This window comes from Lysinibacillus sp. (assembly GCF_032093475.1).
GTDB lineage: Bacteria > Bacillota > Bacilli > Bacillales_A > Planococcaceae > Lysinibacillus > Lysinibacillus irui.
The window spans coordinates 1-10776 of the sequence record NZ_DAMDAY010000144.1; the positions used below are offsets into that span (position 1 = coordinate 1).

Below are 10776 nucleotides of genomic sequence, written 5' to 3' on the forward strand. Positions count from 1 at the left end.
TACCCCAGCGTTTCACGCGTAGAGCAAACCACCAGTTAGACTGGTGGTTCTGATTGTGCATAATGAAATCTTTCGACCGATTCTATTTTTGAAAGAGTACTAATGTTATATCGTATAGAGGAGCAAAAAAGAAATAAACACAACTTTTCTCACATAGAAAACATACTCTATAATAAAAATATGTTGTAATTTTCAGAAATATTGACGAAAGCTCAATGATTTAAAATGGATAGAGAACGCATAATAACCTAATATTGTCATTAGTCAGAAAAATGTTAAAATCGTCTTGACGAACATATTAGTTTTATAGTAGTATCTAAATATCAATTAAATAAACAAACCTCACGAATGTTACCAGTGAGGTAGAGGCGCGGTATTTATTAGTTCATTGTTGAGTACAAGCAAGCGAAGACGCAATGAAGAAGGAAATATCGCCGAAGTATAAAAGGAGCTCGTACTTTTATGCTGGGTCTGCAGTGAATAAGTGCAGGACTGTCCTAGTAAATTGATTTCCAGGTTTACTAGGTTGTGCTATCTCGGAAATATGGAAATAATAGTGAGGATTTGGGCAACTGTCATAAAAGGTAAGACCTAAGTTCAATAAACTTAGGTCTTTTTTAGTACAGTTGTCTTATTTTTTTACAGAAAAGGGGAGTTTTTCATGAAAAGAAAATGGTTGTTAGTAATGATCTCTATCATGACAGCAATTGTGCTAGCTGCATGTGGCACTAGCGACAAAAAAGACGGCGGTTCAGGTGATGCTGGCGCGGACAAGGAAGAAGGCGGCGGTGAATTCCGCATTGGAATGGAGGCTGGCTACCCACCATTCAACTGGACACAGCAGGACGATGCTAATGGCGCGGTAAAAATTGCTGATAATGCAGAGTATGCAGGCGGCTATGATGTACAAATGGCGAAAAAAATCGCTGAAGGCTTAGGCAAAGAGCTAGTTATCGTAAAAATGGAATGGGACGGCTTAGTACCAGCGCTACAATCAAACAAAATTGATGCAATCATTGCGGGTATGTCACCAACAGAAGAACGTAAGAAAACAATCGACTTTACTGAAAACTACTACACGTCGGATTTCGTAATGGTGATTAAAAAGGGTAGCAAATATGAAGGGGCAAAATCAATTCAAGATTTCTCTGGTGCAAAAATTACATCCCAATTAAATACATCGAACTACACAGTTATTGATCAAATTAAAGGTGTAGACAAACAAACTGCTATGGAAAGCTTCCCGGCAATGCGTGTCGCTTTAGAGGCTGGCAAAATTGATGGTTATGTAGCAGAACGTCCAGAAGGAATTTCCGCTGCAGCAGCGAACGATAAGTTCACATATGTTGCATTTGAAGAAGGCTTTGATACAGATCTTTCTAACACTTCAATTGCTGTAGGTTTACGCAAAGAAGATGCAAATCGTGAAAAAATTAACGAAATATTAAAAGGTATTACAGAGGACGATCGTCAAGCCATTATGGAAGAAGCGATTAAGAATCAACCAGCAGCACAATAATGACAAGGCACGGACTAGTTGCTGGTCCGTGCATGATCATTTCATCATTATCAAAATGAGAACCTCTCTACATAATGATAATGTCCTAGCGTGACAAATCATAGAATGGTAGAAAGAGCTAGGACACGAAAAAGATAAGCAAGCAACATGACATTGTAAGGAGGAACATCATGAGTCTTGAATGGATAATTTCAATTATTGAAAACAACTGGCAAATGTTTTTACGAGGTGCGTATTATACGTTACTGATTTCGATTATTAGTACAATTATTGGTGCATTCATCGGATTTTTCATCGGAATTATGCATACGATTCCAGTTCGTAAAAAAGGAATAAAATTTTATAGCCTGAAGCTTATTAATTTTATCCTAACATGCTATGTTGAATTTTTCCGTGGTACACCAATGATTGTACAGGCTATGGTTGTCTACTACGGATTAGATATCGCGTTTGGAATTGACATGCATTTTATCACAGCAGGTATTTTAGTCGTTTCTCTTAATACAGGGGCATACATGGCAGAGATTGTGCGTGGTGGGATTGTATCGATTGATAATGGTCAATACGAGGCAGCATCAGCGATTGGGATGAATCACTTCCAAATCATGCTTCACGTAGTCCTGCCGCAAGTAGCACGTAACGTTTTACCAGCAACAGGTAACCAACTAATTATGAATATTAAAGATACAGCCGTATTAAATGTCATCGGCGTAACAGAGTTATTCTTCCAAACAAAATCAATTTCAGGTAACAACTTCCGTTATTTTGAATCGTTCTTTGTCGCATGTGTTCTTTATTTCATTATGACATTTACCGCATCTCGCATCCTTCTATATGTTGAAAAACGTTTGGATGGACCGGATGCCTATCAAAAAGAACAAAAAGAAGCAGTATAGGGGGACGCACAAATGGCAGTCATTAAAATCGAACATTTAAGTAAATCATTTGGACGTAACCAAGTGTTAAAAGATGTGAATTTCCAAGTGGAAAAAGGCGAGGTTGTTTGTTTAATTGGTTCCTCTGGTTCTGGTAAGTCTACACTACTTCGTTGCATAAATTTATTAGAAACACCAAGTGGCGGGCAAATAATTTATCAGGGAGAAGACATCCTAGATGAAAAGCACAATATCCAAGAATATCGTACCCATCTAGGAATGGTATTCCAGCAGTTCAATTTATTTAATAATCATAATGTGTTAAGTAATTGCACAGTCGGCCAAATCAAAGTACTTAAGCGCTCGAAGAAAGAAGCGGAAGAAACAGCGCTGAAATATTTGAAGATCGTAGGTATGGATCAATATGTAAACGCTAAGCCACGTCAGCTTTCAGGCGGACAAAAGCAACGTGTAGCAATTGCTCGAGCACTGTCTATGAATCCCGAAGTAATGCTATTTGATGAACCGACATCAGCACTGGACCCAGAAATGGTAGGAGAGGTGCTGAAGGTTATGCGACAATTAGCAGACGCAGGGAATACAATGTTAATTGTGACACATGAAATGGAGTTTGCAAAAGAAGTGGCAGATCGTGTCGTCTTTATGGATAAAGGTGTGATTGTGGAAGAAGGCCCACCATCACAAGTATTAGTCAATCCACAACATGAACGTACGAAAGAGTTTTTAAAACGTACTTTAAAATAAGCACAAAAAAGTGAGTCCATTATTTTGGACTCACTTATTTTCTAGAATTCCATTCTGCATAGAGCACAAAGCAGATTGCGAATGCTACAGCAATGATAAAAAACCATTGCGGTACACCACCAAAACTCATGAGAACACCCCGAATTTCATTTTTTTTTGGATAGAATAGGTATAGTATTTCTTTTTTCTCCACAAAAGACCCAAAATATTATAAAATAAGCAATAGACATTAGCTTTTGCTAGTAAAGAGAGGTAGAGAGAATATGTTACATTTAAAATGGAAAGATGCGCCAACATTACGAACGGTTACCTGCAAACATACAAATGCATCGAAATACTTAGTGTCCAACGTCTTAACAGTAGGTAAAGAATATGAAGTAAAAAACGAAACAGAAGAATTCATTTTTATTATCGACAACACAGGTAATGTCGGCGGCTATTATAAGGATTATTTCGAATAAATAAAAACAGGGTGGTTCAGAGCATTTGCTGAGCCACCCATTTTTTAATCTCGCTGATAGCCTTGAGCACCCGCTACATCTTGCAGCTGTTGTTTCTCTTGTTCGGTTGCCGTATGCAAAGCAAAGACATCCTTAATTGCTGTTTGTAATTCATGCTGTGTTTCTTTAAATTTTGAAACTTGCTGTTCAAAAGATGGACTTGTAAAACGATCATGTGTCTTTGATAACCGTTCCTCTAGTCGGGCATAGTGCTGATCCATATGCATCGATAGCATCATTGCCAGTTGGTTTTTCCATAGCGGAATTAGCGTAACAATTGAGAACTCAATTTTTTCGGCTAACGTTTGATTAGCTTGTTGAATCATCCGTATCTGAGGAGCCGTTTGCAGGGCTACTTGCTGAGATACTTGTAAATCATAAATACGTTGGTCCAATCGTTCAATTTGCGCAGCAAAATCATTGAGCTGCTGAATAGCGAGCGGCTGTTTGCTTGCTTGGACACTCATTATTTGTGCTGGTAGCTCTACTTCAATAGCTTGTTGTTTTTTCATTTGACCTGCTGCAATGGCAGTAGCCAGTTCCTCAAAAAATCCTCGATTATGGTTATAAAGTGCTTCTAAGTTTTCCACATCTTTAATCAGCTGGAGCTGTGCACGTTCTAGTTGAACACCAATACGTTCTACCTGAATACTAATACGCTCAAATTCTGTTAACGTTTGCTTGACCGAGGGCTCTGTTTTACCAAACATTTTTTTGAAGAACGTTTGCTTCTTTGGCTCTAAAGCTGTTGGGTCTACTCGATCTAGTGTCTGCATTAAGGAATCAAGCATTTGCCCAATTTTAGTAACGTCCTTTTGCTTCACCTGTGCAAGCATTCGATCCGCAAATTGAGATAAGGCTCGCTGCGAATCTTGCCCAAGAGATAGCAATGATTCAAAATCAGTTAAATCGATTTGACTGGCATATAGTAATGCACGACTTTGTGCAAGAGGCGATAGCGTTTCATATGTCGCCATCGCCTCATTTTGTGGAGTTGTTTCTAAGTAGGATTGGACTAGTGGAGAAAGTCCAGGTATGGTATTAAGTTGAAATGCGTGTTCATTAGCCGTCATTTATCATCGCCTCGCCAGTCCAATTGTTCTCTACGTCTTAAATTGGAGCGATTTGCGAACTCGATCTCCATTTGCAGATGATCGATATCATTAGCAAGCGCATCCTTTAAATCAATTTGTATTGTATCATTTAAATCGGTAAGAGTTTCACGTGTTTTGGATAACGTCAATTGAATTTCCTTATCCTTCACAGGCTGCCTTGAAAGCATTGTATATTTATCCGTTAATTCCACCGCAGAAGGTAAATGCGCATAGAAAAATGGTTCCACATTATAAAACTTTCGCGGGTCTGTCTTCACAATTTTAACAATATTTTTTGAGATACGTGTCATCTCAAGAAGTTGTTTAAAAGCAGATACAGAACGGACACGTAAATAGTTTTGACTTAATGTTTGAATATGCTTATTGGCTGTAGATAATTGTGTTTCAATATGCTTGAACTCTTCTTTTGTGATACCTGCTATTTGCATGACCTTCTTTTTTTGTCTATGTTTCAGCAACGTTGTACTCGTCGCATATGAACCCGCAAACAGTAAACCACCAAGGAAGAATCCAGGATTTGCCGCAATTGCTGCGATAGAAACAGTTGTAAGCGAAATAAGAAAGCTGGCACTATGTCTAGAGAAAAACTGTCCGACACTAAGCATTGTTTCATCCTCCTTGCTTTTCAATATGTCTATCTTCTTATACGAAATAATCGACATAAAGTTTCATTGAAAAATAAACCCTTACATAAATTTTACTGCTAATTGTTAACTTTCTCAATGATAATACATAGAATAAGTGAGATGTTTCGATGGAAAAATAGCGGGAGACCGCTTTTCGATAAAATGTGTGTGAGTCGATTTTCATCAAAGAGACCGATGAGCCGTTGGTTACTATGTTTTTTACTTGAATGAGTGGTTCTATACGGTATATGATCGGTTTTGGTAGTAGTGAGAGCGGTTCTATACGAAATATGATCGGTTTCGGCAGTAATGAGAGCGGTTCTATACGATATATGACCGGTTTTGCCATTAGTGTGAGCATTTTTAATCAACCCAAGAATACATCTAACAAGGTGTGGCTTTTTCTTTTGTCATTCTAAATTGATTATAGAATGTACACCGAATTATCGTCTTTTCCCTTAGCATTTGGGCAAATTGCCTAGATGTTTTTTAAAATAAAAATTTAAAAATTCTAAAAAATTAAAGGGATTTATAAAATAATGCAGAATATAACAATTGTAAACCAAATTATGAAATATATGGAGGATGGAAATGATGAAAAAGAAAAAATCGATGTTGTCTATTTTAGGTGTTCTATTTTTAAGCTTAGGATTAGCTGGTGGTGCAAGCGCGAGTGCTAGCAAACCACATTATGAAAATGACGGCGGTGGAGGTTCATCAAAGCCACCAAGTTGTGTCAAAGCACCTTGCCCAATGCAATAATTAATGAAGATAGAGCATCCATTTAATCGTGGATGCTCATTTTTTATGACAAAATTTTATGAAATACAATGATTTCCACTCATATCATGATTCATGTAAAGTAAGCTATAAAATAATGAAGCGATTTTCTGTTATATATGGTGAGGGGAAATACAAAGTGCCATATAATGGAAGAATTCTTTCCGACAGACTTCATCAAAAATAAGAAGATGTATAATGAAACATCTCCCCAAATTTGAGGACTTCACCAGCCTCATGCGTAATTCTCGCTGCAGAGGTAATTGGTAGCTGAATTTTGACCGCAAGATACAATGTAGCAGATATACAAAATAAAAAGACTGGGGACTTTACCCCAATCTTAAGAAACTTGCCCCCGGAAACGTATTCAAGATAACATATTCAAACTATCAGTAAAGGTGCCATAAACCTTGATAAAATGTTAAAAGGCAAGAGCCAGACTAAACAATGTCTGACTCCATTCGTATATAGCCTTTTAAATCATCGTACATTTCTAATGAAAAGGAATTGGAATCAGCTTGTGGACTGACGCCTTTTTGGACAAAAAGGAGGAATTCATTGAGTGCTTTTTCAGAGCCTTCCACTTCGACCTCAATTTGCTCAGCATTATTTAGTCGACAGTATCCTTTTAATCCTAATTCAATAGCCTTTTGTTTGATAAAGAAACGATAACCTGTGCCGTATACATCACCAAAAAATTTGATACTTGCTCGTTTGTTCACGGGAATACCTCCTACTAGTGAAGAGGGGAATACCTCTTCTTTTTAATGCATAACACGTTCTTTTTCTAAATAGGCAATCAAGTTATTAATATAATAGAGAACATGCTTAGATGCTTCATCCACTTCTTTGAGGTGGACATCTGCTTTTTCGATATTACCTGCTTTATGAGCTTCTGCGGCAAGCTTTGCTGATTCATGGACACGTAAATGGTAGCCATCTAAATCATGATAGTCCTGAAGATGGCCGAAACGTTCTACTGTACGAGGTGCTGTATACCATTTGCCAAGTCGACAGTCTCTATGAGAAGAAACATCATTTGGTTCAACACTTTCAAGACCTAAAAACATGTTATAAATACGCCACTTCCATAAAATGTGATCTGCTTTCGATAATTGAAGAAGGGCAATAGAGGAAAGCTGTACATTATTGTTGGCAATAATATCATTACGGAAACGATTAATTTCTTTCCCTAATAGATGAATATCACTAGATGTATTGTGACTATAATCACGAATATCTTCCTGCAAGCTTGAAATTTCAATCATTCGTGCGGAGACTTCATCAATCGCTGCCGCTTGTTGCTGAGAAATGGCTGCTGTATTTGTTACATCTACATTAATACCCTCAATTGCATGCACTATAGCATTTAAGAGTGGTAACGAATCTTTTGCCTCAACGGTTGCTTCTTTAATAATCGCTGTCGTTTCGGTAATTGAGTTGGACACATCATTAGAGTAACTCTTTAAATGATGTACGTTTGTCGATACTTCACTAAGTGCAGAGACTGTATTTTCCGCAAGCTTTCGTACTTCTTGTGCAACGACCGCAAAGCCTTTGCCATGTTCACCTGCTCGCGCGGCTTCTATGGAGGCATTGAGTGCCAGTAGGTTTGTTTGATCGGCGATTTGATTAATTAATGTTACAACCTGTTCAATATCATTTACCCGTTTTTGCAATTCTGAAAATGATTCGACAATGGACGTAAAGGTTTCTTCCGTTTTAAATATTTCCGCTAAGGCATGCTCAATGGCATTTTTTCCTTTCGTTGCATGATCAACCGATTCAGTCGTTTTCTCAGATATATGGGAAGACATACGTGCTACCTCATTAATAGAAGCGGCAATCTGTTCTGTTGCGGCAGTGGAAGATTGAATTTCTTCATTTTGCTTATCTAAGCTAAACACTAAATCTTTCATGTACATAATTTTTGCATTGACATCCATTAACGAGGATACTTCGCCTACTACGTTTTCAACGATGCGTTCTGTTAATACTTCCACTAGCAATTCTTGATCGACATTGACAGCGGCTTGGAAAGATTTCATGTATTGAAAAGCTTTATTCGGCTTAATTCCGAAATTATGTAAAATATAGGTAGTGATATAGAAGGCAAATTGATTGAATACAACAATTAATTTACCAGGCTCGTATTGATGTTGACGAAATAGATTGAAAAATTTTACCGTTTCATCGACGTAATCATCGTCACGCGTTGCTAAGAAAAACTGTGTTAAGTATTTATTGATATTTTCTTCACTAATGGTTAATTGAGAGGTAGGGGAAATCTCGCTTAAATAATGATGAAAAATGGCATTCATAGAAGGGGTAATATCTTTTAGCTTTTGGTAGAGTGTTTTTAAATGCTCCTCGTCCTGTGAATTGAAGTGATTAAATGCCAATGTTTGATGAAATCGGCCTGTTGCATGTAAATCTGTACCACGTTGAAGTAGCTGTTCTAGCTCTGCTTTCGGTCGAATACTTGAAAACATAAAAATACCTCCCAAAAAGTATGTATAATAAGGTAATAATAGCATAATTCAGGTGGTTTTAATAGACATTTCAGATGTGTTTGATAAAATGAAAATATCTAATGACAGCAAGGAATGGGCAAATATGTATACAATTATTTACATGAAAGCGGACTATGAGCCTTGGTGGAAATTTGAAGGTTGGGAAGCTTTTATTCAAACAGAAGATACATTTGAAACAAAGGAGCTCTTTGAACGAGCTTTACAGCAAAAATTAGCACAATTTCGTTCCTCATATGACAATGAAGTGGCGAAGGAAGGGCAGTACTGGGCGTTTTGGTCTGAGGATGAAAGCTTTTATTGTGAGGCTTGTGATGATGATGCACAAGTATATCATGGGATAATTGCGTGTAAAATAGAAGAGAAGTAAAATAATTTTGAAATAAAATAAAAAAAGATTTTTTCTTTATTTGACAAAATTATGAATGGCGTTTATACTTAAGTTAACAATTTAATTGCTTCACCGGAAACATGAATTCACATATTACAAAAAGTGATCGCGTTAGTTCGGTACTCTTTGTAATATGTGAATTTTTTCAATCGCTGAAGAAATTACATATTGTTCACTTTTATTTTTTGGAGGTTTTCTTAAATGAAACAAGGTACAGTAAAATGGTTTAACTCAGAAAAAGGTTTTGGATTCATCGAAGTTGAAGGTGAAAACGACGTATTCGTACACTTCTCAGCTATCCAAGGCGAAGGTTTCAAAACTCTTGACGAAGGTCAAAAAGTGGAATTCGAAGTTGTAGATGGCAACCGCGGACCACAAGCTGCTAACGTAACTAAACTTTAATTCTCCATAATTAAAATTACTTTCGTTAAACCCAAGACATCCTATGCAAATAGGATGTCTTTTTTGTATCATTTGAAAGTTTATGGATTACAAATCTAAATTTAGGTTAAATATAAAGTAGGGGTAGATAGCTTCGGCAAAGTAGAGGATAGCATTGTAAAAGTGAAGGATAGCAGGGTCAAAGTAGCGGATAGCTCAGCCAAAGTGGAGGATAGCTCCCCGAAAGTAGCGGATAGCCTCTCCAAAGTAGCGGATAGCACCTCAAAAGTAGCGGATAGCCTTGCCAAAGTGAAGGATAGCTTCCCAAAAGTGGCGGATAGCACAGCCGAAGTAGAGGATAGCTCCCCCGAAAGTAGCGGATAACTCAGCCGAAATGAAGGATAAAGCTACCAAACTGAAGGGTAATGTCCCAAAAACAGAGGGATAACCCCTCAAAATGAAAGAAAAACCCCACAAGTATTCAAGATAGCTTGTAAGATAGGAGGCAGATCAATATGGATAACTTAGAGAAACTACCGGATGAGCAGGAGCAGCAAGATTTTTATCAGAAGCTACGTAAGAAATTAGTAGCTTTTCTTGGATCGAAAAAGGGAAAAAGTAATAAGTTTACGCCGTATTTAATGTTTGTGCCTGATTTATTTCATTTATTAGTGAAGACATTAACGGATGCAGGGGTTGATAAAAAAAGCCGTACATTGATAGGGGCGTCCATTGCGTATTTTATATTGCCACTGGATTTGATGCCAGAAGGGTTGCTGGGCTTTGGTGGTTATTTAGATGATATTGTCTTAGCGACATTTGTGGTGAATACGATCATTAATAAATTGGGGCCAGATGTGGTGGAAAAGCATTGGACGGGTGATGACAAGCTGTTACATGTGCTGCAAAAAGTGGCGGAAGTCAGTGATGAGGTAGTGAGTAAAATTCCTGTTAAATCGCCCATTGCTCAGATTGTTAAGCAAGAGAGTAAAGATAAATAATATTATTATGTAAACTAAATTCCGGAATGAACCTGTGTAAGCAGGTTCATTTTTTATGTTGTTCCAGTACATGATGGAGCTGTTGAACTGGTACAAATAGGCCGACACGTCCAATAGGTTCATATTTCATCGTTGCAAAGATAATGCCAATGACCTCGCCATATTGATCAATTACTGGGCTACCACTATTTCCACGATAAACAGGTGCTTGTAACATCACCACTGGTTCTTGCCAATCCTCTAATTGGATTGGTTCGAGTAATGTCCCTTCATTGGCTATACCCGTGAAGGC

General features: G+C 37.5%; 14 protein-coding genes and 1 riboswitch. Of the genes, 9 read left to right on the top strand and 5 right to left on the bottom strand.

The genetic code is table 11. The annotated features are described in order from the left end of the window. Positions 1-355 precede the first annotated feature (355 nt). Positions 356-542, top strand: a riboswitch (Lysine riboswitch). Between the two features lie 119 nt (positions 543-661). The 4 genes from RT445_RS21050 (at position 662) to RT445_RS21065 (ending at position 3620) form a co-directional block, all read left to right on the top strand. Beyond that, positions 662-1519 (top strand): transporter substrate-binding domain-containing protein, encoded by an 858-nt coding sequence (locus RT445_RS21050; RefSeq protein WP_274797155.1) that lies wholly within the window; start codon positions 662-664, stop codon positions 1517-1519. Between the two features lie 170 nt (positions 1520-1689). Continuing rightward, positions 1690-2415 carry an amino acid ABC transporter permease gene (locus RT445_RS21055; protein ID WP_274797156.1) on the top strand — a complete coding sequence of 242 codons (726 nt, stop codon included), beginning with the start codon at positions 1690-1692 and terminating at the stop codon, positions 2413-2415. 12 nt (positions 2416-2427) lie between these two features. Continuing rightward, entirely contained in the window at positions 2428-3159 is a 732-nt protein-coding gene (locus RT445_RS21060) for an amino acid ABC transporter ATP-binding protein (RefSeq protein ID WP_274797158.1), read from the top strand. A gap of 263 nt (positions 3160-3422) precedes the next feature. Then, positions 3423-3620: a DUF6501 family protein gene (locus tag RT445_RS21065; RefSeq protein WP_016994029.1), complete on the top strand. Its 198-nt coding sequence runs from the start codon at positions 3423-3425 to the stop codon at positions 3618-3620. A gap of 44 nt (positions 3621-3664) precedes the next feature. On the opposite strand, the gene RT445_RS21070 is transcribed toward RT445_RS21065, so the two are convergent. Beyond that, the gene (locus tag RT445_RS21070) at positions 3665-4732 is read right to left on the bottom strand and encodes a toxic anion resistance protein (RefSeq protein WP_312507347.1); all 1068 of its coding nucleotides are present in this window, start codon (positions 4730-4732) and stop codon (positions 3665-3667) included. Further along, positions 4729-5379 (bottom strand): 5-bromo-4-chloroindolyl phosphate hydrolysis family protein, encoded by a 651-nt coding sequence (locus RT445_RS21075; RefSeq protein WP_274797160.1) that lies wholly within the window; start codon positions 5377-5379, stop codon positions 4729-4731. The genes RT445_RS21070 and RT445_RS21075 overlap by 4 nt, the downstream gene beginning before the upstream one ends. Positions 5380-5991: 612 nt before the next feature. Here RT445_RS21075 and RT445_RS21080 point away from each other — a divergent pair. Further along, on the top strand, positions 5992-6162 hold the full coding sequence (locus RT445_RS21080) for a hypothetical protein (protein ID WP_274797162.1): 171 nt from the start codon (positions 5992-5994) through the stop codon (positions 6160-6162). Between the two features lie 458 nt (positions 6163-6620). Here the strand turns inward: RT445_RS21080 and RT445_RS21085 are convergent, their stop codons facing one another. Both RT445_RS21085 and RT445_RS21090 read right to left on the bottom strand, forming a co-directional pair. Further along, positions 6621-6902 (bottom strand): acylphosphatase, encoded by a 282-nt coding sequence (locus RT445_RS21085; RefSeq protein WP_274797163.1) that lies wholly within the window; start codon positions 6900-6902, stop codon positions 6621-6623. Between the two features lie 42 nt (positions 6903-6944). Then, entirely contained in the window at positions 6945-8672 is a 1728-nt protein-coding gene (locus RT445_RS21090) for a methyl-accepting chemotaxis protein (RefSeq protein ID WP_274797164.1), read from the bottom strand. 88 nt (positions 8673-8760) lie between these two features. Between RT445_RS21090 and RT445_RS21095 the strand changes: the two genes are divergently transcribed. The 4 genes from RT445_RS21095 to RT445_RS21110 all read left to right on the top strand — a co-directional run bounded on the left by RT445_RS21095 (position 8761) and on the right by RT445_RS21110 (position 10484). Next, complete coding sequence (locus RT445_RS21095; protein WP_274797165.1) at positions 8761-9081, top strand: DUF1033 family protein; 321 nt, start codon at positions 8761-8763, stop codon at positions 9079-9081. A 222-nt stretch (positions 9082-9303) separates the two neighbouring features. Beyond that, entirely contained in the window at positions 9304-9504 is a 201-nt protein-coding gene (locus tag RT445_RS21100) for a cold-shock protein (RefSeq protein WP_004230088.1), read from the top strand. Positions 9505-9666: 162 nt separating this feature from the next. Next, a complete protein-coding gene (locus tag RT445_RS21105; RefSeq protein WP_274797166.1) occupies positions 9667-9867 on the top strand; it encodes a hypothetical protein in 201 nt (66 codons plus the stop codon). A 131-nt stretch (positions 9868-9998) separates the two neighbouring features. Next, positions 9999-10484, top strand: coding sequence for a YkvA family protein (locus tag RT445_RS21110; RefSeq protein WP_274797167.1), 486 nt, complete (start codon positions 9999-10001; stop codon positions 10482-10484). Positions 10485-10530: 46 nt separating this feature from the next. Here RT445_RS21110 and RT445_RS21115 read toward each other — a convergent pair. Continuing rightward, positions 10531-10776, bottom strand: a 246-nt coding sequence (locus tag RT445_RS21115) for a trypsin-like peptidase domain-containing protein (RefSeq protein WP_396631818.1), incomplete at its 5' end; no start/stop codon positions are given.

Bases quoted from the DNA above. Each gene is read 5' to 3' on its own strand.
- RT445_RS21050 (WP_274797155.1), top strand. From the start codon at position 662: ATGAAAAGAAAATGGTTGTTAGTAATGATCTCTATCATGACAGCAATT.
- RT445_RS21055 (WP_274797156.1), top strand. From the start codon at position 1,690: ATGAGTCTTGAATGGATAATTTCAATTATTGAAAACAACTGGCAAATG.
- RT445_RS21060 (WP_274797158.1), top strand. From the start codon at position 2,428: ATGGCAGTCATTAAAATCGAACATTTAAGTAAATCATTTGGACGTAAC.
- RT445_RS21065 (WP_016994029.1), top strand. From the start codon at position 3,423: ATGTTACATTTAAAATGGAAAGATGCGCCAACATTACGAACGGTTACC.
- RT445_RS21070 (WP_312507347.1), bottom strand. From the start codon at position 4,732: ATGACGGCTAATGAACACGCATTTCAACTTAATACCATACCTGGACTT.
- RT445_RS21075 (WP_274797160.1), bottom strand. From the start codon at position 5,379: ATGCTTAGTGTCGGACAGTTTTTCTCTAGACATAGTGCCAGCTTTCTT.
- RT445_RS21080 (WP_274797162.1), top strand. From the start codon at position 5,992: ATGATGAAAAAGAAAAAATCGATGTTGTCTATTTTAGGTGTTCTATTT.
- RT445_RS21090 (WP_274797164.1), bottom strand. From the start codon at position 8,672: ATGTTTTCAAGTATTCGACCGAAAGCAGAGCTAGAACAGCTACTTCAA.
- RT445_RS21095 (WP_274797165.1), top strand. From the start codon at position 8,761: ATGAAAATATCTAATGACAGCAAGGAATGGGCAAATATGTATACAATT.
- RT445_RS21100 (WP_004230088.1), top strand. From the start codon at position 9,304: ATGAAACAAGGTACAGTAAAATGGTTTAACTCAGAAAAAGGTTTTGGA.
- RT445_RS21110 (WP_274797167.1), top strand. From the start codon at position 9,999: ATGGATAACTTAGAGAAACTACCGGATGAGCAGGAGCAGCAAGATTTT.